Raw genomic sequence first — 22,068 nt, 5'->3', positions numbered from 1 at the left:
TCACCTCCTACGCAGCAGCGTGATTCCGGATTCGTACGGTATGAGTGGCATGTTGATGATGTGCGCGACAGCCCGGGACGGGTCGAGACGTACATAGTTCGATTGCCCCCACTGGAATTCCTGACCGGTGATCTCGTCGCGCACCCAAAACCGCTCATAGGGCTCCATACCCAATGCGGCCATGTCCAACCACAACGTCGCTTCCTCGGGTCCGAACGCATTCAGCGTCACCACCACCAGCACGCAGTCGCCGGTGGCCGGGTCGAACTTGCTGTAGGCCAGCATCGCGTCGTTGTCCACGCCGTGAAAATGAATCGTGCGCAGCTGTTGGAGCGCGGGATGCACGCGGCGAATCGTGTTGAGCTGCTTGATGAACGGCTCGAGGGACCTGCCTTCGGCGAGAGCGCGCGCAAAGTCACGGGGCCGCAACTCGTACTTCTCGGAATCCAGGTACTCCTCGCTGCCCTCGCGCACCGCGCGGTGCTCGAACAGCTCGTAGCCCGAGTACACCCCCCAGGCCGGGCTCATGGTCGCCGCCAGCACGGCCCGGATGGCGAACATGCCCGGACCGTTGTGCTGCAGCACCGCGTGCAGGATGTCGGGGGTGTTGACGAACAGGTTCGGCCGCCGGAAGTCGGCGAGGGCCGCGATGTCGTTGCCGAATTCGGTGAGTTCCCACTTGGCCGTGCGCCAGGTGAAGTAGCTGTAGGACTGCGTGAAGCCGAGCTTGGCCAGGCCGTACTGGCGGGCCGGCGGGGTGAAGGCCTCGGACAGGAACAGCACGTCGGGGTCGGCGTCTTTGACCTGGCCGATCAGCCAGGCCCAGAAGTCGGGCGGCTTGGTGTGCGGGTTGTCGACCCGAAAGAACTTGACGCCGTGGTCGATCCAGTGCCGCACCACCCGCAGCACCTCGTCGTAGAGACCCGCGGGGTCGTTGTCGAAGTTGATCGGGTAGATGTCCTGATACTTCTTGGGCGGGTTCTCCGCGTAGGCGATGGTTCCGTCCGGCAGTTCGGTGAACCACTTCCGGTGTTCGCGTGCCCACGGGTGGTCGGGCGCACATTGCAGCGCCAGGTCCAGCGCCACCTCCATGCCCAGATCGCGTGCGGCCGCGACGAACTCGTCGAAGTCGTCGATCGTGCCCAGGTCGGGGTGAACGGCGTCGTGGCCACCCTCGTCACTGCCGATCGCCCACGGGGAACCGACATCCCCGGGAGCGGCGGTGGGGGAATTGTTACGGCCCTTGCGGTGTACCTTGCCGATCGGGTGAATGGGCGGCAGGTAGACGACGTCGAACCCCATGTCAGCGATTCGCGGCAGCTGCGCGGCCGCGGTGGCGAACGTGCCGTGCACCGGCTTGCCGTTCTCGTCCCACCCTCCGGTCGAGCGCGGGAACATCTCGTACCAGGCGCCGAAGCGGGCCAGCGGCCGGTCGACCCACACCCCGAACTGTTCGCCCCGGGTGACCAGGTCGCGCAACGGGAAGGCGGCCAGCAACTCTTCGATTTCCGGGCTCAGGGCCAGCACGGTGCGGGCGACCGGGTCGCCCGGGGCACGCAATGCCTCGGCGGCCGCCAGCAGCGGATCGCGTCGCGCCCGCGGCATACCGGTCGCCGCGCGCTCGAACAGCGCGGCCCCCACCAGCAGGTCGTTGGACAGCTCCTTCTCGCCCTGACCGGCGTCGAGCTTGGCGACCAGCCCATGCCGCCACGAGTGGATCGGGTCACCCCACCCGTCGACGCGGAAGGTCCACAGCCCGACCCGGTCGGGGGTGAACACACCATGGAAGACGTACGGCTCGACACCCTCGGTCATCGGCAGCAGCAGCGGCTTGATCCGCTGCTGCTCCGCGGTCTTGCCGTCGAGCGCGGGCGCCGGACGTTCGGGCGCCTGGACCGCCTTGATCCGGCGGGATTCGGTGACTTGCGGATAGCGCTGGCCGAGGTAGCGCACGACCAGGGTGGCCGCGACGGCCTCGTGGCCCTCGCGCCAGACGGCGGCGCTGACGGGGACCATCTCGCCGACCACGGCCTTGGCCGGGTACGCGCCGCAGGAGACGACGGGCTGGACGTTATCGATCTCGACACGACCGGGCACAAACACTCCGTTTCGATTGTGTGGCGGGACCGCGCTGTGCGTCGTCGCGGAACGCCTCGCCTCTCAGAAACTTCCTGTCGTGGGGACTTTCCCTGACGGACCGCAGCGTTGCGGCCCCAACAACTAACCGATACCCACCCTAGTGCGCCGTCACACGCCCCCGAGGGGGAACGTCCGTCGGTCGCCCTGCGAGCGCCGGAATCCTCAGTAAGCTAATGACGCGTGAAAGCCCTTCGCCGCTTTACCGTCCGCGCACATTTGCCCGAGCGTCTCGCCGCGCTGGATCAGCTTTCGACCAACCTGCGGTGGTCGTGGGACAAGCCCACCCAAGACCTGTTCGCGACCGTCGACCCGACACTGTGGGCACGGTGTGGCTGCGATCCGGTGGCGCTGCTCGGTGCGGTGAGCCCGGCGCGGCTCGACGAGCTGGCGCTCGACGAGGAGTTCGTGGGCCGGCTCGATGCGCTCTCCGCCGACCTGAACGATTACCTGACCCGGCCGCTCTGGTATCAGCAGCGCGAGCAGGCCGGCGCCCCGATGCCGGCCGCGATCGCCTACTTCTCGATGGAGTTCGGCGTCGCCGAGGTGCTGCCCAATTATTCGGGCGGCCTGGGCATCCTCGCCGGTGACCACCTGAAGTCCGCGTCCGATCTGGGCGTCCCGCTGATCGCGGTGGGGCTCTACTACCGCTCCGGCTACTTCCGGCAGTCGTTGACCGCGGACGGTTGGCAGCACGAGACCTACCCGGCGCTGGACCCGCAAGGGCTGCCGCTGCGGCTGCTCACCGATGCCGCGCGCGATCCGGTGCTGGTGGAGCTGTCACTCCCGGATTCGGCCCAGCTGCGGGCGCGGGTCTGGGTCGCGCAGGTGGGACGCGTGCCGCTGCTGCTGCTGGATTCCGACGTCCCGGAGAACGAGCACGAACTGCGCGGCGTCACCGACCGCCTGTACGGCGGCGACCAGGAACACCGGATGAGGCAGGAGCTCCTGGCCGGCATCGGCGGGGTGCGGGCGATCCGCGCCTTCACCGCCATCGAGGGGCTTCCGGCTCCCGAGGTGTGGCACATGAACGAGGGCCATGCCGGGTTCCTCGGTGCCGAACGCATCCGCGAGCTGATCACCGATTCGGGCCTGGACTTCGACACCGCCCTGACCGTGGTGCGGTCGGCCACCGTGTTCACCACGCACACCCCGGTGCCGGCCGGCATCGACCGCTTCCCGGTCGACATGGTGCGGCTCTACTTCGACGGTGGTTCCAGCGGCCCGGGCGACGACCCCGATGTGGATGCCAAGGCCAAGGGCGCGCCCGCGCTGCTGCCGGGCGTGCCGACCGCGCGGATCCTCGCGCTCGGGGCCGAGGACGATCCGACGAAGTTCAACATGGCCCACATGGGCCTGCGGCTGGCGCAACGGGCCAACGGTGTTTCGCTGTTGCACGGCCGGGTGAGCCGGGCCATGTTCAACGAGCTGTGGCCGGGCTTCGATCCGGACGAGGTGCCGATCGGCTCGATCACCAACGGCGTGCACGCGCGCACCTGGGCGGCGCCGCAATGGTTGCAGCTGGGCCGCGAACTGGCCGGGTCGGACTCCTTCGGTGACCCCGGCGTGTGGCTGCGGCTGCAGGAGGTCGACGCGGGCCACCTGTGGTGGATCCGCTCGCAACTGCGCTCGCTGCTGGTCGAGGACGTCCGGCGCCGGTTGCGCCGCTCCTGGCAGGAGCGCGGCGCGCCGGATGCCGAATTGGGCTGGATAGCAACGGCTTTCGATCCCGACGTGCTCACCATCGGGTTCGCCCGTCGGGTGCCGACCTACAAGCGGCTGACGCTGATGCTGCGGGATCCGGATCGGCTCGAACAGCTGTTGCTCAACGAGGAGAGGCCGATCCAGCTCATCGTCGCCGGCAAATCGCACCCCGCCGACGACGGGGGCAAGGCGCTGATCCAGCAGGTGGTGCGTTTCGCCGATCGGCCGGAAGTGCGGCACCGCATCGCCTTCCTGCCGGACTACGACATGTCGATGGCGCGGCTGTTGTATTGGGGCTGCGATGTCTGGCTGAACAACCCGTTGCGGCCCCTGGAGGCCTGCGGCACCTCGGGGATGAAGAGCGCGCTCAACGGCGGGCTGAACCTGTCCATCCGCGACGGCTGGTGGGACGAATGGTACGACGGCGAAAACGGTTGGGAGATACCGACTGCCGACGGCGTGGCCGACGAGTCCCGGCGCGACGACCTGGAATCCACCGCGCTGTACAACCTGCTGGAGCAGGCGGTGGCACCGAAGTTCTACGAGCGCGACGAACACGGTGTCCCGCCGCGGTGGATCGAGATGGTGCGCCACACCCTGCAGACCCTCGGCCCGAAGGTGCTGGCCTCCCGCATGGTCCGCGACTACGTCGAGCAGTACTACACACCGGCGGCCGAATCGCTGCGCCGGACCACCGCGGCCGAGGACGGCGGCGCCGAGTTCGACGCGGCCCGCGAGCTGGCCGCCTATCGGCGGCGCGCCCGGGAGGCGTGGCCCAAGATCACCATCTCCGACGTCGACAGCACCGGCCTGCCGGACTCGCCGGTGCTCGGTTCCAAGCTGACCCTGACAGCGACCGTGCAGCTCGACGGGCTGGCGCCCGACGAGGTCACGGTGCAGGCGCTGGTGGGCAGGGTGGACGCCGGCGACGCGCTGCTGGACCCGGTCACCGTCGAGATGTCGTACACGGGCACCGCCGAGGGCGGCAACCAGGTGTTCTCGACGACCACGCCGCTGCCGCTGGCCGGCGCGGTCGGATACACGGTCCGCGTGCTGCCCAACAACCCGATGCTGGCCGCCAGCAACGAGCTGGGTCTGGTCACGCTGGCGCGTTAGTGACGATCGCAAGCGCGGGGGACCGGGCGTAGCGGGTCGTCACGCTGGCGTGTCAGAGGTCCTCAGCCGCCGCAGGGCCTCGCGCACCTGCACCGGGTTGGTGGTCTGCCAGAACGGCGGCAGCGACGCGCGCAGGTAGGCGCCGTAGCGCGCGGTCACCATGCGGGAGTCCAGGATCGCGACCACGCCGCGGTCGCTGACGCGACGCAGCAGCCTGCCCGACCCCTGCGCCAGCAGCAGCGCGGCATGGTTGGCGGCGACGGCCATGAAGCCGTTGCCGCCGCGCGCGGCCACCGCGCGCTGCCGCGCGCCCAGCAGCGGGTCGTCGGGCCGGGGGAACGGGATGCGGTCGATCAGCACCAGCGACAGCGACGGGCCGGGCACGTCGACGCCCTGCCACAGCGACAGGGTGCCGAACAGCGAGGTCTCCTCGTCGGCGGCGAACCGCTCGACCAGCGCCGAGGTGCTGTCGTCGCCCTGGCACAACACCGGCGTCGCCAGCCGCCCGCGCATGGCCTCGGCGGCGGCGCGGGCGGCCCGCATCGACGAGAACAGCCCGAGCGTGCGGCCGCCGGCCGCGGTGACGAGCTCGGCGATCTCGGTCAGCTGCTCCGCCGAGCCGGTGCCGTCGCGGCCGGGCGGCGGCAGGTGCGCGGCCACGTACAGGATTCCGGCCTTGGCGTGCGCAAACGGCGACCCCACGTCGAGCCCGCGCCAGCTACAGTCCCCGCCCTCGCCGCCGGTCAGCCCCCACGCCGCGGCCATCGCCTCGAACGACCCGCCGATCGCCAGCGTCGCCGAGGTCAATACCGTCGTCGAACGCGAGAACACCTCGCCGCGCAGCAGGGCGGCGACCGACAGCGGCGCCACCCGCAAGACGGGACGCACCGAGCCGCGGTTGTCCTCGTGATCGAGCCAGACCACGTCGCTGCGATCCGGGATGGCCGGGGTGAACGACGCCAGGATCCGCGACGCCGTGTCGGACACCTCACCCAGGGCCGCGACGGCTTCGGCGCGCGCCGCCGCCGCCTTGGGGTCGCCGGTGCTGTCGATCGCCGAGCGTGCCGCGGTTGCCGAGTCGCGCAGCGCCGTCAGGTAGGTCGCCAGCTCGTCGTCGAGGCGATCGATGCGGCCCGGTGTGGCGTCGTGGACGGCCGCGGCGAAGTTGGCGGTCGCCGCCTCGAGCCGCTGGGTCAGTTCGGGGCCCACCAACCGGGCGATCCGCCGCGCGACGACGCCGAGGGCGGCCGACGTCAGCTCCGCGGTGGCCACCGACGTCACCCGGTCGACCAGTTCGTGCGCCTCGTCGACCACCAGCAGCGCGTGCTCCGGCAGCACCGCCGAGTCCGCGACCGCGTCGATGGCCAGCAGCGCGTGATTGGTCACGACGACGTCGGCCCGGCCGGCCTCGCCTCGCGCCCGCTCGGAGAAGCACTCGGAGCCGAACGGGCAGCGCGCCACGCCGACGCATTCCCGCGCCGAAACGCTGACCTGTGACCAGGACCGGTCCGGCACCCCGGGCTTGAGGTCGTCGCGGTCGCCCGAATCGGTCGTCGATGCCCAGGCGGTGAGCCGCTGCACGTCGCGGCCCAGCGCGGTGGCCGCGACGGGATCGAACAGCTCTTCCTGCGGCCGCTCGTCCTCGGCGTCGGCGGCCGCGCCGCCGTTGTGGACCTTGTTCAGGCACAAGTAGTTTCGCCGCCCCTTCAACAGGGCGAACCGAGGTCGGCGGGGCAAGGCGCCGGCGAGCGAATCGGCCAGGCGCGGCAGGTCGCGATCGACGAGCTGGCGCTGCAAGGCGATCGTGGCGGTCGACACGACGACCGGCCCGTCCTCGCTCACCGCGCGGACGATCGCGGGCACCAGGTACGCCAGCGACTTGCCGGTGCCGGTGCCGGCCTGCACGACGAGGTGCTCGCCGCTGTCGAAGGCCCGCTCGACCGCGGTGGCCATCTGCAGCTGGCCGGGGCGCTCGCTGCCACCGAGGGCCGCCACGGCGATGGCGAGCAACTCGGGCACGGACAGGGACGCGTCGGACGTGGTCACTCCTCCAGCTCAGGCCCGGATCTGCGTCGTCGGGATCGCGGGCTCGCCGTGCGACAGGTTCAGGCCCTCCCATGGCAGGCTGCGCAGGCCGGCGGCCACCAGCTCGCGCGCCGCCGACAGGCTCGGGCGGCACACCGCCTCCCCGCCGCGGACCAGCGGCGTCGTCAGCGCCCGGTACGGCTCGGCGGTCTCCGGCGGGCGGCCCGCCGGGTATACCACCTCCTCGGTGATCGTTCCGGTCGGGCGTGCCAGCCGCAGCGCCTCCTTGCGGCCGCCCCGGGATTCCTTGTGGCTGCTCCGCTTTTGCACGGGCATCCCGTCCACCTCGACCAGCTTGTAGACCATGCTGGCGGTCGGCGCGCCGGAGCCGGTCACCAGCGACGTGCCGACACCGAAGCTGTCCACCGGCTCGGCGCGCAGGGCGGCGATGCTGAACTCGTCGAGATCGCCCGACACCACGATGCGGGTCTCGGTGGCGCCCAGCCGGTCGAGCTGGTCGCGCACCTGGCGCGCCAGCACCGCGAGTTCGCCGGAGTCGATGCGCACGGCGCCCAGTTGCGTGCCGGCGGCGGCCACCGCGTTGGCCACGCCGGTCGTGACGTCGTAGGTGTCGACCAGCAGCGTGGTACCGGCGCCGAGCGCATCGACCTGCGCGCGAAACGCCGCCAGCTCGTCCGGGCCGTCACGCATAGTGTGCAGCATCGTGAACGCGTGCGCCGACGTGCCCTCGGTGGGTATCCCGTAGCGGCGCTGGGCGCCCAGGTTGGAGGTCGCGGCGAAGCCGGCGATGTAGGCGGCGCGGGCCGCGGCGACCGCCGCCCGCTCGTGGGTGCGGCGCGAGCCCATCTCGATCAGCGGGCGGTCCGCGGCGGCGCTGACCATGCGCGCCGCCGCAGAGGCGATCGCGGTGTCGTGGTTGAAGATCGACAACGCCAGCGTCTCGAGGACCACGCATTCGGCGAAGCTGCCCGTCACGGAAAGCACCGGCGAACCGGGGAAGTACAGCTCGCCCTCGGCGTAGCCGTCGATGTCTCCGCCGAACCGGAAATCGCGCAGGAAGCCCACGGTGTCGGGGTCGAGGAACTGGGCCAGCAAATCGCACGCGTCGTCGTCGAACCTGAACTGCGGCAACGCTTCCAGCAGGCGGCCGGTTCCGGCGACCACGCCGTAGCGGCGGCCGTCGGGCAGCCGGCGGGCGAACAGCTCGAAGGTGGTCCGGCGGTCGGCGGTGCCGTCGCGCAGCGCCGCGGCCAGCATGGTCACCTCGTACCTGTCGGTCAGCAGCCCGGCCAGGACCGGCTCGTTCATTCCGCAACGGTAACGGCTGACGGCGGCGGGCGTGTGTCTCGGTATCGTAGGGGCCATGGTTGTTGCGTCAGCGCCCACGAAACCGGGCACTACCGGGCAACGTGAGTCGGCTCCGGTAGACGTCACGGCCAGCCCGTGGGTCACCATCGTGTGGGACGATCCGGTCAACCTGATGACCTATGTGACGTACGTTTTCCAGAAGTTGTTCGGCTACAGCGAGCCGCACGCCACCAAGCTGATGCTGCAGGTGCACAACGAGGGCAAGGCGGTGGTCTCGGCGGGCAGCCGGGAATCCATGGAAGTCGATGTGTCCAAGCTGCACGCCGCCGGTTTGTGGGCGACGATGCAGCAGGACCGCTGAGGTCGAGGTAGTCCGGGACTCCTTGTGCGCAAATGGAAGCGCGTCGAGACCGCCGACGGTCCGCGGTTTCGGTCCGCCCTGGCCCCCCATGAGGCCACCCTGCTCACGAACCTCGTCACCGCGATGATCGGCCTGCTCGACGAGCGCGAATCCTCAGCGCCCACAGACGAACTCGAGGAGATCACCGGCATCAAGACCGGGCACGCGGAACCGCCGCGAGATCCGACGCTGCGTCGGCTGCTGCCGGATTTCCACAAGCCCGACGACACAGAGAACGAGGACGACGAGAACCGGGCCGCCGGCGACACCCCCGACCGCCTCAACGCCGCGCTGCGCAGCCTGCACGAGCCGGACATCATCGACGCCAAACGCTCTGCCGCACAAAGCCTTCTGAGCACTATTCCGAACAACGGCGGCCGGTTCGAGCTGACCGACGGCGAGGCGAACGCCTGGGTCGCGGCCGTCAACGACATCCGGTTGACGTTGGGGGTCATGCTCGAGATCGGGCCGGACGGCCCCGATCGGCTCCCGGCCGACCATCCGCTGGCGGTGCACTTCGACGTCTACCAGTGGCTGACCGTTCTGCAGGAGTACCTGGTCCTGGCGTTGATGCGGAAGTCGCCCGGATGAATTCGATCACCGACGTCGGCGGCATCCGCGTCGGTCACTACCAGCGACTCGACCCCGACGCGTCGTTGGGCGCCGGCTGGGCCTGCGGCGTGACCGTCGTGCTCACCCCGCCCGGGACGGTCGGCGGCGTCGATTGCCGCGGCGGCGCTCCCGGCACCCGCGAGACCGACCTGCTGGACCCGGCCAACACCGTGCGCTTCGTCGACGCGGTGCTGCTCGCCGGCGGCAGCGCCTACGGCCTGGCGGCCGCGGACGGAGTGATGCGCTGGCTGGAGGAGCGCGGACGCGGCGTGAGCCTGGACGGCGGCGTGGTGCCCATCGTGCCGGGCGCGGTGATCTTCGACCTGCCGGTCGGTGGCTGGGACCGCAGGCCGACGGCCGAGTTCGGCTACGGCGCGTGCGAAGCCGCGGGCGCTGGAGGAATCGCGGTCGGGACCGTCGGCGCGGGGGTGGGGGCGCGCGCCGGGGTGCTCAAGGGCGGTCTCGGGACGGCCTCGATGACTTTGACGACGCCGGCCGCTCCCGGTGTCACCGTCGGCGCGATCGTCGCCGTGAACTCGGCGGGCGACGTCGCCGACCGCGCCACCGGCCTGCCGTGGATGGCGAGCCTGATCGAGGAGTTCGCGCTGACGTCGCCGCCGGCCGCGCAGGTCGACGCGTACGCCGAGCTGCCTTCGGCGCTGAACCCGCTGAACACCACCATCGCGGTGGTCGCGACCGACGCCGCGCTGAGTGCGGCCGCGTGCCGGCGCGTCGCGATCGCCGCCCACGACGGCCTGGCCCGCACCATCCGGCCGGCACACACCCCGCTGGACGGCGACACGGTGTTCGCGCTGGCCACCGGGGCGGTCGAGGTGGCCCCGGCGGTCGATTCCAAACCGGTGCCCGCCGCGTTCTCGCCCGAGACGGGGCTGGTCGCCGAGGTGGGCGCGGCCGCGGCCGATTGCCTGGCCCGCGCGGTGCTCGTCGGGGTGTTCGCCGCCGACTCGGTGGCCGGCATCCCGGCCTACCGCGACGTGCTGCCCGGGGCGTTCGGCTGAGCGGGGAAGTATCGGTCTACCGGCGCCTACGCCGGTAGCCTGGACGGTGCCGAGACCGCGCGAGAAGGGCAGCTATGGGCATGAGCGGGCATGTCGGGCAGCCGCGCACGCCGGCGAAGCGATCAAACAAGCGACCGCCGTGGGCGGTCGGCGCCGCCACCATCCTCACCTTCGTGGCGCTGCTGTACCTCGTCGAGCTGATCGATCAGCTGATGAACCACTCGCTGGACCGCAACGGCATCAGGCCGTTGGAAGCCGACGGGCTGTGGGGGATCATCTGGGCGCCCTTCCTGCACGCGAGCTGGACGCACCTGTTGGCCAACACCGTCCCGGCCCTGGTGCTGGGCTTCCTGATGACCCTGGCCGGCATGTCGCGGTTCGTCTGGGCCACCGCGATCGTGTGGATCGTCGGCGGCTTCGGCACCTGGCTGATCGGGAACTGGGGCGGCTGCCGCTTCGAGTCCGACCACATCGGGGCCTCCGGCCTCATCTTCGGTTGGCTGACGTTCCTGCTCGTGTTCGGGATCTTCGTGCGCAGGTTCTGGGACATCATCACCGGTCTGGTGGTCTTGTTCGCCTACGGCGGCATCCTGGTGAGCGCCGTCCCGGTGCTGGACAAGTGCGGCGGCGTGTCCTGGCAGGGCCACCTGTGCGGCGCGCTGGCGGGCGTCCTGGCCGCCTACCTCCTGTCCGGCCCGGAGCGAAAGGCGCGCGCCTCGAAGAAAGGCGGCGCCCGGCGCCCCAAGACATGAGTTCGCCGTTGGCGCCCGTCGGGGTCTTCGACTCCGGCGTCGGGGGACTGACCGTCGCGCGGGCGATCATCGATCAGCTGCCCGACGAGGACATGATCTACGTCGGCGACACCGCCAACGGCCCGTACGGTCCGCTGACCATTTCCGAGGTCCGCGCGCACGCGTTGGCCATCGGTGACGACCTGGTCGAGCGCGGCGTCAAGGCGCTGGTGATCGCCTGCAACACGGCGTCGGCCGCCTGCCTGCGCGATGCCCGTGAGCGCTACGACGTTCCGGTCGTCGAGGTGATTCTGCCGGCGGTGCGCCGCGCGGTCGCCACCACCCGCAACGGACGCATCGGCGTCATCGGCACGCGGGCCACCATCGCCTCGCACGCCTACCAGGACGCCTTCGCCGCCGCCCGCGACACGGAGATCACCGCGGTGGCCTGCCCGCGGTTCGTCGACTTCGTCGAGCGCGGGGTGACCAGCGGACGTCAGGTGCTGGGGCTGGCCGAGGGTTATCTGGAGCCGCTGCAGCGCGCGCAGGTGGACACGCTGGTGCTGGGCTGCACGCACTACCCGCTGCTGTCCGGGCTGATCCAACTGGCGATGGGCGACAACGTGGCGCTGGTGTCGAGCGCCGAGGAAACCGCCAAGGAGGTGCTGCGGGTGCTCACCGAACAGGACCTGCTGCGTCCCCATGACGCGCCGCCCGCCACCCGCGTGTTCGAGGCGACCGGCGACCCCGACGCGTTCACCAAACTGGCGGCGCGATTCCTGGGTCCCGCGGTGACCGGGGTTCAGCCCGTGCGCCACTCGCACGGCCGGTAGCGCGGCGAGATTCTGGTCACATCAAAGCGGCGATGTTTTCTCCATCGCGCGACCGGGCATGGCACAGTAGTGCCTGTGCGAATAACCGTGCTCGGCTGCTCGGGCAGCGTGGTCGGTCCGGATTCGCCGGCATCGGGTTATCTGCTCAGGGCACCGGACACCCCGCCGCTGGTTCTCGACTTCGGCGGCGGTGTGTTGGGCGCATTGCAGCGCTACGCCGACCCCGGTTCGGTCCACGTGCTGCTGTCGCACCTGCACGCCGATCACTGCCTGGATGTGCCGGGCCTGTTCGTCTGGCGTCGCTATCACCCGTCCAAGCCGCTCGGCAAGGCGTTGCTGTACGGCCCGAGCGACACCTGGTCGCGACTCGGCGCCGCGTCGTCGCCCTACGGCGGCGAGATCGACGATTGCTCCGACATTTTCGACGTTCGTCACTGGGTCGACGGTGAGCCCGTGACGTTCGGCACGCTCACGGTGGTGCCGCGCATCGTCGCGCACCCCACCGAGTCGTACGGCTTGCGGATCACCGATGCCAGCGGCGCGTCGTTTGTCTACAGCGGCGACACCGGACCCTGCGATCAACTCGCGGAGCTGGCCCGCGACGCCGACGTTTTCCTCTGCGAGGCCTCCTGGACGCACGCGCCGGATCGCCCGCCCGCGCTGCACCTGTCCGGCACCGAGGCGGGCCGGGTCGCCGCGCAGGCCGGCGTTCACGAGCTGCTGTTGACCCACATTCCGCCGTGGACTTCGCGCGAGGACGTGATCAGCGAGGCCAAGGCAGAGTTCGACGGTCCGGTGCACGCGGTGGTGTGCGGCGAGACGTTCGACGTCCGCCGCTCCGAAAGGGTCTGAGCACCCGGCGTTGGCTAGGGTTACTGCGTGTCCAAACGAGAAGACGGCCGCCTCGACGACGAGCTTCGCCCCGTGGTCATCACCCGCGGATTCACCGACCACCCGGCGGGTTCGGTACTGATCGAATTCGGTCACACCAAGGTCATGTGCACCGCCAGCGTCACCGAGGGGGTGCCCCGCTGGCGCAAGGGATCGGGCCTTGGGTGGCTGACGGCCGAGTACGCGATGCTGCCGTCGGCCACCCACTCCCGCTCCGACCGCGAGTCGGTGAAGGGGCGGCTGAGCGGCCGCACCCAGGAGATCAGCCGGCTGATCGGCCGGTCGCTGCGGGCGTGCATCGACCTGAGGGCGTTGGGGGAGAACACGATTGCCGTCGACTGCGACGTGCTGCAGGCCGACGGCGGGACCCGCACCGCGGCCATCACCGGCGCCTACGTCGCGCTGGCCGACGCCGTCACCTATCTTTCGGCGGCGGGCAAGCTGTCGGATCCGCGGCCGCTGTCGTGCGCCATCGCGGCGGTGAGCGTCGGCGTCGTCGACGGCCGGGTCCGGGTCGACCTGCCCTACGACGAGGACTCGCGCGCCGAGGTCGACATGAACGTCGTCGCCACCGACACCGGAACGCTGGTGGAGGTCCAGGGCACCGGCGAGGGCGCCACGTTCCCGCGCTCGACGCTGGACAAGTTGCTCGACGTGGCGTTGGCCGCCTGCGACCAGTTGTTCGCCGCGCAGCGGGAGGCGCTCGAGCAGCCGTACCCGGGCGTGCTGCCGGAAGGGCCGCCACCGTCGAAGGCGTTTGGCAGCTGACTGCCAGCCTCGACCCTGGTCTAACTGCCGCGCGGTCTACCACCGCCGACACCGCGGCCAAGACGAGACCCATTCCGGTCAGTCATGACTCGTCCTCCCGCAGTTCGAATATCGGGATGGTGCGCTTGGTTTTTGACTGGTACTTCTCGAACGCGAACGCGGGTACGGCCGCGTTGATCTTGGGGATGATCGTCTCACGTTCGGACGCGTCGAGCTCGTGCGCGACGACGTCGAATGAGGCGGTGGCGACTTCAACACGCGCCCGCGGGTTGGCCCGCAGGTTGTGCACCCACGCCGGATTGATGTCGGCGCCACCGTAACCGGCGACGATCAGCAGCTTGCCGTCGATACGGAAGACCACGAGCGGCGCGACACGCGGCTCGCCGGACTTCGCGCCCTTCGTAGTCAGTAGCAACAGCTCGTTGCCTTCGAATCGGCCGCCGACCTTGCCGGCGTTGGCGCGAAACTCGTCGGTGATGTTGTGATTGAGCGCCTTGAGCGTCTCGGTATCGGGTTTTTGACTCACGCTGGACGCAGCCACTCGATCGACCTGTCTATTCCTGGGAGCGTCCCGTTGTACCCCGTGCGCCGGGCACTGCAGAATGCAGCTCGCGTCGCCGACCCTTCGCGCTCGCAGTCCGTAAGGTGGCCGGGGTGCATCGGCGACGGCCCAGACGCATGTTTAGGAACAGATGATGACCCGGCTGCTGGTTGCCAGCCGCAACCCCAAGAAGCTGGCCGAGCTGCGCCGCGTGCTCGACGGCGCCGGCCTGTCGGGGTTGACGCTGGTCTCGCTGAACGACGTCGCGCCGTTCGACGAATCCCCCGAAACCGGCGCGACGTTCGAGGACAACGCGCTGGCCAAGGCGCGGGACGGTTTCGCCGCGACGGGTCTGGCCTGCGTGGCCGACGACTCCGGTTTGGAGGTGGCCGCGTTGAACGGGATGCCCGGCGTGCTGTCGGCGCGCTGGTGCGGCCACCACGGCGACGACGGCGCCAACACCGCGCTGCTGCTGGCGCAGTTGCGTGACGTTCCCGACGAGCGGCGCGGCGCGGCGTTCGTGTCGGCCTGCGCGCTGGTGTCGCCGTCCGGCGAGGTCGTCGTCCGCGGCGAGTGGCCCGGCGCCATCGCGCGGGAGGCGCGCGGCGACGGCGGGTTCGGCTACGACCCGGTGTTCATTCCTGACGGGGATGACCGCACCGCGGCGCAGTTGAGCCCTGCGGAGAAGGACGCGGTCTCGCATCGCGGCCGTGCGCTGGCGCTGTTGGTGCCGGCTCTGCGGGAGCTGGCGACACCGTAGCGGATGTGATTGAACCGTCCTACAGGCCGAAGCGCGTCTTGACGTCCTTCGTCTGGAAGTGCTCGACGATGATGCCCAGCAGTGGGATGGTGCCCGACAGCAGCACCCCGATGGTCTTGCCGATCGGCCAGCGAACCTTGATCGCGAGGTTGAACGCCGCCAGCACGTAGACGAAATACACCCAGCCGTGCACCACCTCGATCCACCGGATCTCGTGGTGGAAAACGACGTGCGAGACGATCTCGTAGCACAGCGCGATCAGCCACAGGCCCGTCGTCCACGCCATGACCCGGTAGCCGAGCAGTGCGGTGCGGATCTTTTCGACGGGGAAAGCGGGCGCGGGCGCCCCGGGTGTCTCCGGTGTGGTCATGCGGTGGTCCTGTTCTGCTTCTCGGCATCTTCTTTGGCGAGCTCGGCCAGGTAGGCGTTGTACTCCCGCAGCGCGGGATCGTCGATTGTCTGTGGCGCCGCCTTGGGCCGCTCGGGCAGCAGGCCGGCGGGTATCTCGGTCATCTCGCCGCCCGTGCGCGGTGCTGGCGGCGCATCTTCGTAGCGCACGAACTTGCGGTACGCGTACACGCAGAACCACGCGAACAGCGGCCACTGCAGCGCATAGCCCAGGTTCTGGAACGTTCCCGAGACGGATTGGAATCTGGTCCACTGCCACCAGCCCAGGGCCAGGCAGCCGCACGCCGCCACGATCACCAAGGCGATCAGCGCGGGCCTGCGGCGGCGGGTAGTCGGCACCCCTTGAAGGTACCGCTCACGATTTGGGACCGACGAACTCATCGAAGCCGAGCGGTACGATCGGCACGCTGCGGGCGTGGCGAAATGGCAGACGCGATGGTTTTAGGTGCCATTGCTCGAAAGAGCGTGAGGGTTCGAATCCCTCCGCCCGCACCGATGTGGTGAGCCTGAAGGCGCTCGCTCCCGGCGCCACTCAGGAAGCATCCACGGGAATCCACCACCCAGATGCATACGGGGACAACCGGTTGCCGTTTAGGCGCGAGCTGAGCCGGTCTGGTCCGTTTCACTCGCGGGGCGACGGGGGTAAAGAGCTTTAGGGCGCAGCGGGCACGGGCTCGCCGCGCGCTCACTCGGTTCTGGGCGGTCATGATGGCGGCTGCCGAGGGCACCCTTCCCCACAGGTAGAGGTGAAGAAATGCGGAAACCACCAATCATCGCCGCGGGGCTGGCGCTAATCGCCTTGGCGTTCAGCGCCGGGGTCGCGCAAGCCGACTATGTGGATCCGGACCCGAATGATCCCGGTCTCCAGGCCAACTGGCCCTGCGGCGTGACGGTCGGGCCGGTGACCACGAGCACGGGATTGAGGATCATTGGAGTACGCGGCGGCAAGCCGTGCCCACCGCCGCCCGCACCGGCGGAACAACCCTGACGGGTCCGTTAGTCATTCGACGGAACCTCCAGGCCAGTTCGCGCGGGTTCGCTCCCCACTTCTCACGTCGTCAGATGGCGGTCGGCGCGCTCGTGACGGTCTTCTCCAGCACGCGTAGGTGACCGGATCGATCCCAAGCATTCGGCTCGAAAGTTTTGTCGTCGGACAGCATTTCGACGGAGCGGCAGAAGGCGCACAGCTCGGGGCCAAGAGTGGGGTAGCCACACGCGGGGCAGACTTCGACGGTCAAGATTCCCGCACCTCCGGTGATGTCTAGTTGACATGTGTTCAATGAACCTCCGCATACCCCGGTGTCGGCTGGCTAAACGCGGCAAAGGCGCGTCAGACGCTTCACGGCGGGTACATGAACTCGACAGGACAACGGGAGGCGCCATGGACACCGGAGACGGCAAGCCAACATCGAGCGACGAAGCCTTCACCGCAGAAGATGTAAACCTCGCGGAACGCGGGGCCGCACAGGCGCGGGAACGCGCCGCGCACGCGGGACTGTCGGCCGCCCAGAGCATCGCGGCGTCGGCGCAGTGCCACCAACGGCTCGCTCAGGTGCAAGACGAGACCGTCGCGCAGGGAGTTTTGGACGCCGACACGCACCGCGGGTCCGCGATCCGCCACCGCCAAGCGGCCGCCGACGACCGCGAGCTGGCCGAAGCCAAGCGCAAAGAATCCGAAGCCGACCTGACTCTGGGCGAAAATGGCTAGCAATCCGACCGTTCGGTATACGGAACCGGCGTATTCGGCTGTCGGGCAACGGGCTTGGCGCGCACGTTAACACCCAGGCAGCGCGCGTTGTGGCGCCCCGTCGGCATCCACTGAGAGAACACGTGTTTATCGAACGCCACGGCTGGGAAGCCGATGGGGAAGCGTGAGCCGACCGCTCACGGAAGTTTCGATCAAACCGGTGGGACGACTATGGTTTCTCCGCTTCGCAGCCTCACCCGATGGAGCACTGCGCCCGCGAAGGGCGTGCAGACCGCAAGGTCCTGGGTCAATGTGCCGCGCGGTCTGGCCGCCCGGGCGACCACCCCGCTGCTGCCCGACGACTACCTCAAGCTGCTCAACCCGCTGTGGTCGGCGCGGGAGTTGCGCGGCCTGATCGTCGACGTGCGCCCCGAAACCGCCGACTCGGCGACCGTCACGATCAAGCCCGGATGGGGCTTTTCGGGCAGGTACAAGCCGGGCCAATACGTCGGGATCGGCCTGCGGATCGACGGTCGGTGGCACTGGCGCTCCTATTCGCTGACGTCGGTCCCGCGCCGCGACAACAAAAACATCACCATCACCGTCAAGGCCACCCCCGAGGGCTTTTTGTCGACCCACCTGGTCAAGGGCGTCAAACCGGGCACCATCGTGCGCCTGGCCTCACCCAAGGGCGACTTCGCGCTGCCCGACCCGGCGCCGGCCAAGATCCTGTTCATCACCGCCGGCAGCGGCATCACCCCGGTGATGGCCATGCTGCGCACCCTCAAGTCGCGCGGGCAGCAGGCGGACATCGTGCACATCCACTCGGCGCCCAGCGCCGACGACGTGATCTTCCACGACGAGCTGCGCGAGCTGGAGAAAGCACAGCCGGGATATCGACTTCGCTTGCAGCTCACCAAAACTCAGGGCCACCTCGAACTCGACCACCTCGCCGACATCGTGCCCGATTGGCGGGAACGCCCGGCCTGGGTGTGCGGCCCGAACTCCCTGCTGGACGCCGCCGAAGAGGCGTGGAAAGGCGCTGACTGCAGCGATCAGCTGCACATGGAGCGCTTCACCATCGCCGCCACGGACAAGGGCGGGGAAGGCGGCACGGTCACCTTCGCCATATCCGATAAGACCGTCGAAATCGACGGTGCCACATCGATTATGGAGGCCGGCGAACAGGTGGGGATCCAGATGCCCTTCGGCTGCCGGATGGGAATCTGCCAGACGTGCGTGCTGCCGCTCGAGGCGGGTCACGTGCGCGACTTCCGGTCGGGGACCGAACACGGCGCGGGCGACCGCATCCAAACCTGCATCTCCACGGCATCCGGAGACTGCACCATCAAGATCTAGGGGAGAACCGATGGCAATCACCGACATCAAGGAATACGCGCACCTGACCACCGAGGACGTCGAGCAGCTCGCGCAGGAACTGGACGCGATCCGCGCCGACATCGAAGAGTCCCGCGGTGAGCGCGACGCCCGCTACATCCGCCGGTCGATTCAGCTCCAGCGCGCGCTGGCCGCCGGCGGTCGAATCGCGTTGTTCGCCAGCCACAACAAGCTTGCTTGGCTCTCCGGCACCGCCATGCTCGCCATGGCGAAAATCATCGAGAACATGGAATTGGGCCACAACATCATTCACGGCCAGTGGGACTGGATGAACGACCCGGAGATCCACTCCACGGAATGGGAGTGGGACACCACCTGCCCGAGCGTGCAGTGGAAGCATTCCCATAACTTCGTCCACCACAAGTACACGAACGTCGTCGGCCTCGACGCCGACGTGGGCTACGGCATCATGCGCGTGACCCGCGACGAGCCGTGGGAGCCCTGGATGCTCGGCAACCCGATCTACAACGTGCTGCTGGGCACGTTCTTCCAGTACGGCGTCGCGCTGCACCATATCGAGACCGCGAAGCTGCGGAAGAAGCAGAAGAGTTACGCCGAGGCGGCCAAGGACCTGCGGGTGATCATGAAAAAGGTCGTCCGGCAGGAGGGGAAGGATTACCTGATCTTCCCCGCGCTGAGCGGGCGCAACTGGAAGCGCACCATCAAGGCCAACATGACCGCCAACCTGATCCGCAACATCTGGGCCTACATGGTGATCTTCTGCGGACACTTCCCCGACGGCGCGGAGAAATTCACCGTCGAGGAGTTCGAGAACGAGACCCATGGGGAGTGGTACCTGCGGCAGATGCTCGGTTCGGCGAACTTCAACGCCGGCCCGCTGATGGCCTTCGTCAGCGGCAACCTCTGCTACCAGATCGAGCACCACCTGTTCCCGGACCTGCCCAGCAATCGCTACGCGGAGATCGCGGTGCGGGTGCGCGAGCTGTGCGACAAGTACGACCTGCCCTACACCACGGGCTCCCTCGGCCGCCAATACCTGCAGACGTTCTGGACGATTCTCAAACTCGCGCTGCCCGACAAGCTTCTGCAGGCCACGCCCGACGACGCCCGCGAAACGCGCTCGGAGCTGAGGTTCCGCGTGCGCGAGGGACTGCGGGAAAGCTTCACCGATCCGGCCACGGGCAAACGGCGCGGCCTGCGCACGGCCATGCGGGAGTTGCGGGGGTCCGGGCGGGCGGCGTAGCCCCCAGCCGAGTTGACCTTTGGTAAGGCAACCCTTAGTTTGTGGGGGTGAGCTACCGAAGCGAAGGGCGCCGGACGCCATCGGCCGGGCAGGACTGCTGATGGCCCGCGGTTTGCAGGGGGTGATACTGCGCGGCCTGGGCGCCCGGGACCACACCGCGACCGTGATCGAAACCGTCCGCCTGGCACCACATTTCGTGCGGGTCCGATTGGGCTCGCCGACGCTGTTCGAAGACGCGCGGGCCACCCCCGCGGCGTGGCTGCGGTTCTGGTTCCCCGACCCCGAGGGGTCCAACACCGAGTTCCAGCGTGCCTACACCATCTGCGAGGCAGACGCCGCCGCCGGGCGCTTCGCGGTCGACGTCGTGCTGCACGAGCCCGCCGGTCCGGCGTCACTGTGGGCACGCACCGTGAAACCCGGCACGACGATCGCGGTCATGTCGATGATGGGGTCGGCGCGTTTCGACATCCCCGAGCAGCAGCCGGCCGGTTACCTGCTGATCGGCGACTCCGCGTCCATCCCGGGCATGAACGGGATCATCGCAACGGTCCCCGACGACGTCCCGATCGAGATGTACCTCGAGCAGCACGACGACCACGACACGCTGATTCCGCTCGCGCAGCACCCCAACATGCGGCTGCATTGGGTGGCGCGCGGCGACGAGACGTCGCTGGCCGCGGCGATTGAAAGCCGGGACTGGTCGGGGTGGTACGCGTGGGCGACGCCGGAGGCCACGACCCTCAAGCATGTCCGGCGGCGGCTGCGCGACGAGTTCGGATTTCCCAGGGCCGCGATGCACGCTCAGGCGTACTGGCGCACTGCGCGCGCGATGGGCACCCGACGCGGTTAGGCGGGCAGTGCCATCTCGGCGCCGCGGAGCCTCAGCCGCGACGCTTGCCGTATGCCTTACAGTTAGGCGGTCGGTCGACCGTCGGGAGTGCTGGAGGCGTGCAGATGAGTGCTGTGGTGTCGATTCCGCGGTACCCCGGCGACGTGACACCCGAATGGCTGTCGGCGGCGCTGTCCGGGCGCGGCGCACCCGTCGAGGTCTCCGACGTCGACGTGGCTGCCATCGGCACCGGCCAGACCGGCGCGACCTACCGCCTGGCGGCCAGGTATGCGACGGACCCGGGTGGCCTGCCGCAGACCTTTGTGATCAAGCTGCCGGCCCAGGATGACACCGTGCGCGACCGCGTCGTCGTCGGATACCGCAGCGAATGCGCATTCTATTCATCGGTGGCCGATCGGGTGCGGGTGCCGACGCCGGAGTGCTTCTACTGCGAGATCAGCGAGGACGCAATGGATTTCGCCCTGTTGCTCGCCGATCAGGCGCCGGCAGTGCAGGGCGACCAGCTCGCCGGCTGCGGCGAAGCCGAAGCGCACCTTGCGGTGACCGCCCTTGCGGGCCTGCACGCGCCCAGCTGGTGTGATCCGGTCTGGCTGGACTTCCCGGGCATCGCGTTCGCGCGGCCGGACGAAGCCGGGGCCGGCGGCATGGGCGAGGTGGCGAAGATGAGCGCCGACATCACCCTCGAGAAGCTGGGCGATCGAATGACCCCGGAGGACCGCCACACCTTCGGTGCGGCAATGGGTTTGGTGGCGCCGTGGCTGCTGGCCGAGTACGACCGCTTCGCGCTGCTGCACGGTGACTATCGGCTGGACAACATGCTGTTCGACCCGGACCGGACACGGGTCAGCGTGGTCGACTGGCAGACGCTCGGGGTGGGCCTGCCGGCCCGCGATCTCGCCTACTTCACCGCCACCAGCCTGAATCCGGAGCTGCGGGCGACCATCGAGGAAGACCTCGTCACCGCCTATCACCTGGAGCTGTCGCGCTCGGGGCTCAGCGACTACGACCGGGACACCTGCTGGCGCGACTACCGGCTCGGGGTGTTGCAGGCGCCGCTGATCTCTGCGCTCGGGTTCGCCTTCGCGGCCGCCACCGAGCGCGGCGACGACATGGTGCTGGCCATGCTCAGCCGCGGCTGCCGGGCCATCCGCGAACTGGGGACGCTGGAGCTGATCGCCTAGAGGTCGCCGGTGAAATCGGCGGACAACCACTTGTCCGGCCGGATGGTGAACAGCACTTCCTCGACGCCCTCCATGCTGCGGACGAACGCGCGCCCACCTTCCTCGCCCAGGTAGCGAATTGCGATGGCTTCCTGCAGGTCCGCCGGGGCGGGGGTGGTGGTGTCGACGACGCTGCCCTCCACCACCACGTACTGATACGGCGGATCCTCGCGCTGGACCACCAGCGTCACCGCACCGGCCCGCTGGATGAGCCGAGCCTTACGACTCGACGTCCCGGTCATGATCCGGATGTGGCCGCCGGGCGTGTAGTCGTACCAGATCGGGACGCTGGCCGGTGGGCGGCCGTCGGCGGCGACGGACAGGACCGCGACGTGCGTGGCGGCGAGAAACTCCTGACGTTCGGCTTCGCTGAAACTCCTCATGCGCACTACGAACGCCAAACCGTTAGGGCTATTCCCTTCTGGTCCCGGCGCGC

At 69.2% G+C, this 22,068-nt stretch carries 21 protein-coding genes, 1 tRNA gene and 2 pseudogenes; 16 read left to right on the top strand and 8 right to left on the bottom strand.

From position 1 onward, the window contains the following. On the bottom strand, window positions 1–2,097 hold the full coding sequence (locus A5705_RS14935; protein WP_231982445.1) for an alpha-1,4-glucan--maltose-1-phosphate maltosyltransferase: 2,097 nt from the start codon (window positions 2,095–2,097) through the stop codon (window positions 1–3). Between the two features lie 222 nt (window positions 2,098–2,319). On the opposite strand from A5705_RS14935, the gene glgP reads away from it, so the two are divergent. Further along, the gene (glgP, locus tag A5705_RS14930; RefSeq protein ID WP_068278319.1) at window positions 2,320–4,956 is read left to right on the top strand and encodes an alpha-glucan family phosphorylase; all 2,637 of its coding nucleotides are present in this window, start codon (window positions 2,320–2,322) and stop codon (window positions 4,954–4,956) included. A gap of 39 nt (window positions 4,957–4,995) precedes the next feature. Here the strand turns inward: glgP and A5705_RS14925 are convergent, their stop codons facing one another. Then, entirely contained in the window at window positions 4,996–7,002 is a 2,007-nt protein-coding gene (locus A5705_RS14925) for an ATP-dependent DNA helicase (RefSeq protein WP_068278315.1), read from the bottom strand. A gap of 9 nt (window positions 7,003–7,011) precedes the next feature. Next, entirely contained in the window at window positions 7,012–8,310 is a 1,299-nt protein-coding gene (locus A5705_RS14920; protein ID WP_068278314.1) for a nicotinate phosphoribosyltransferase, read from the bottom strand. A 55-nt stretch (window positions 8,311–8,365) separates the two neighbouring features. Here A5705_RS14920 and clpS point away from each other — a divergent pair, with 55 nt between their 5' ends. The 8 genes and pseudogenes from clpS to rph all read left to right on the top strand — a co-directional run bounded on the left by clpS (window position 8,366) and on the right by rph (window position 13,564). Further along, the gene (gene clpS, locus A5705_RS14915; protein ID WP_067875822.1) at window positions 8,366–8,671 is read left to right on the top strand and encodes an ATP-dependent Clp protease adapter ClpS; all 306 of its coding nucleotides are present in this window, start codon (window positions 8,366–8,368) and stop codon (window positions 8,669–8,671) included. A 24-nt stretch (window positions 8,672–8,695) separates the two neighbouring features. Next, a complete protein-coding gene (locus tag A5705_RS14910) occupies window positions 8,696–9,301 on the top strand; it encodes a DUF2017 domain-containing protein (RefSeq protein ID WP_068278313.1) in 606 nt (201 codons plus the stop codon). Beyond that, window positions 9,298–10,341 carry a P1 family peptidase gene (locus A5705_RS14905; RefSeq protein WP_068278311.1) on the top strand — a complete coding sequence of 348 codons (1,044 nt, stop codon included), beginning with the start codon at window positions 9,298–9,300 and terminating at the stop codon, window positions 10,339–10,341. The genes A5705_RS14910 and A5705_RS14905 overlap by 4 nt, the downstream gene beginning before the upstream one ends. A gap of 6 nt (window positions 10,342–10,347) precedes the next feature. Beyond that, a pseudogene (locus A5705_RS28590) lies at window positions 10,348–10,425 on the top strand (hypothetical protein); the annotation flags it as partial. Next, window positions 10,416–11,093 carry a rhomboid family intramembrane serine protease gene (locus tag A5705_RS14900; RefSeq protein WP_369829600.1) on the top strand — a complete coding sequence of 226 codons (678 nt, stop codon included), beginning with the start codon at window positions 10,416–10,418 and terminating at the stop codon, window positions 11,091–11,093. The pseudogene A5705_RS28590 and the gene A5705_RS14900, both read left to right, overlap by 10 nt. Further along, window positions 11,090–11,905 carry a glutamate racemase gene (gene murI, locus A5705_RS14895; RefSeq protein WP_067875831.1) on the top strand — a complete coding sequence of 272 codons (816 nt, stop codon included), beginning with the start codon at window positions 11,090–11,092 and terminating at the stop codon, window positions 11,903–11,905. The genes A5705_RS14900 and murI overlap by 4 nt, the downstream gene beginning before the upstream one ends. A 69-nt stretch (window positions 11,906–11,974) precedes the next feature. Next, window positions 11,975–12,757, top strand: coding sequence for a cyclic nucleotide-degrading phosphodiesterase (locus A5705_RS14890; protein ID WP_067875834.1), 783 nt, complete (start codon window positions 11,975–11,977; stop codon window positions 12,755–12,757). 27 nt (window positions 12,758–12,784) lie between these two features. Further along, window positions 12,785–13,564, top strand: coding sequence for a ribonuclease PH (gene rph / locus A5705_RS14885; protein WP_067875837.1), 780 nt, complete (start codon window positions 12,785–12,787; stop codon window positions 13,562–13,564). Window positions 13,565–13,646: 82 nt separating this feature from the next. On the opposite strand, the gene A5705_RS14880 is transcribed toward rph, so the two are convergent. Then, window positions 13,647–14,090 (bottom strand): nitroreductase family deazaflavin-dependent oxidoreductase, encoded by a 444-nt coding sequence (locus A5705_RS14880; RefSeq protein ID WP_067875840.1) that lies wholly within the window; start codon window positions 14,088–14,090, stop codon window positions 13,647–13,649. Window positions 14,091–14,256: 166 nt separating this feature from the next. Between A5705_RS14880 and rdgB the strand changes: the two genes are divergently transcribed. Beyond that, complete coding sequence (rdgB, locus tag A5705_RS14875) at window positions 14,257–14,865, top strand: RdgB/HAM1 family non-canonical purine NTP pyrophosphatase (protein WP_156738292.1); 609 nt, start codon at window positions 14,257–14,259, stop codon at window positions 14,863–14,865. Between the two features lie 19 nt (window positions 14,866–14,884). On the opposite strand, the gene A5705_RS14870 is transcribed toward rdgB, so the two are convergent. Beyond that, the gene (locus tag A5705_RS14870) at window positions 14,885–15,235 is read right to left on the bottom strand and encodes a DUF3817 domain-containing protein (RefSeq protein WP_067875843.1); all 351 of its coding nucleotides are present in this window, start codon (window positions 15,233–15,235) and stop codon (window positions 14,885–14,887) included. After that, window positions 15,232–15,612 carry a hypothetical protein gene (locus tag A5705_RS14865; protein ID WP_067875846.1) on the bottom strand — a complete coding sequence of 127 codons (381 nt, stop codon included), beginning with the start codon at window positions 15,610–15,612 and terminating at the stop codon, window positions 15,232–15,234. Before A5705_RS14865 ends, A5705_RS14870 begins: the two co-directional genes overlap by 4 nt. A 70-nt stretch (window positions 15,613–15,682) precedes the next feature. Between A5705_RS14865 and A5705_RS14860 the strand changes: the two genes are divergently transcribed. Continuing rightward, window positions 15,683–15,765, top strand: a tRNA-Leu gene (locus A5705_RS14860). A gap of 566 nt (window positions 15,766–16,331) precedes the next feature. Here A5705_RS14860 and A5705_RS27830 read toward each other — a convergent pair. Then, entirely contained in the window at window positions 16,332–16,511 is a 180-nt protein-coding gene (locus tag A5705_RS27830) for a hypothetical protein (RefSeq protein ID WP_156738293.1), read from the bottom strand. A 143-nt stretch (window positions 16,512–16,654) separates the two neighbouring features. Here A5705_RS27830 and A5705_RS14855 point away from each other — a divergent pair, with 143 nt between their 5' ends. From A5705_RS14855 to A5705_RS14835, 5 genes and pseudogenes are all read left to right on the top strand, one after another. Then, window positions 16,655–16,981 carry a hypothetical protein gene (locus A5705_RS14855; RefSeq protein WP_067875850.1) on the top strand — a complete coding sequence of 109 codons (327 nt, stop codon included), beginning with the start codon at window positions 16,655–16,657 and terminating at the stop codon, window positions 16,979–16,981. 210 nt (window positions 16,982–17,191) lie between these two features. Beyond that, window positions 17,192–18,319: a ferredoxin reductase gene (locus tag A5705_RS14850; protein WP_067875854.1), complete on the top strand. Its 1,128-nt coding sequence runs from the start codon at window positions 17,192–17,194 to the stop codon at window positions 18,317–18,319. 10 nt (window positions 18,320–18,329) lie between these two features. Beyond that, a complete protein-coding gene (locus A5705_RS14845; RefSeq protein ID WP_068278308.1) occupies window positions 18,330–19,562 on the top strand; it encodes a fatty acid desaturase in 1,233 nt (410 codons plus the stop codon). Between the two features lie 100 nt (window positions 19,563–19,662). Next, window positions 19,663–20,406 (top strand): annotated as a pseudogene (locus A5705_RS14840) (siderophore-interacting protein); the annotation flags it as partial. A gap of 110 nt (window positions 20,407–20,516) precedes the next feature. Beyond that, window positions 20,517–21,593 carry a phosphotransferase family protein gene (locus A5705_RS14835; protein WP_068278307.1) on the top strand — a complete coding sequence of 359 codons (1,077 nt, stop codon included), beginning with the start codon at window positions 20,517–20,519 and terminating at the stop codon, window positions 21,591–21,593. Here the strand turns inward: A5705_RS14835 and A5705_RS14830 are convergent. Beyond that, window positions 21,590–22,015, bottom strand: a complete 426-nt coding sequence (locus tag A5705_RS14830) for a pyridoxamine 5'-phosphate oxidase family protein (protein WP_068278306.1) — start codon at window positions 22,013–22,015, stop codon at window positions 21,590–21,592. The two genes, A5705_RS14835 and A5705_RS14830, sit on opposite strands and share 4 nt — an antisense overlap. Between the last annotated feature and the right edge of the window lie 53 nt (window positions 22,016–22,068).

The organism is Mycobacterium sp. E787, from assembly GCF_001668725.1.
In the GTDB taxonomy this organism is placed as follows: domain Bacteria; phylum Actinomycetota; class Actinomycetes; order Mycobacteriales; family Mycobacteriaceae; genus Mycobacterium.
The sequence above is the reverse complement of the archived record's forward strand: the minus strand, read 5'-3'. Positions and strand labels throughout refer to the sequence as shown.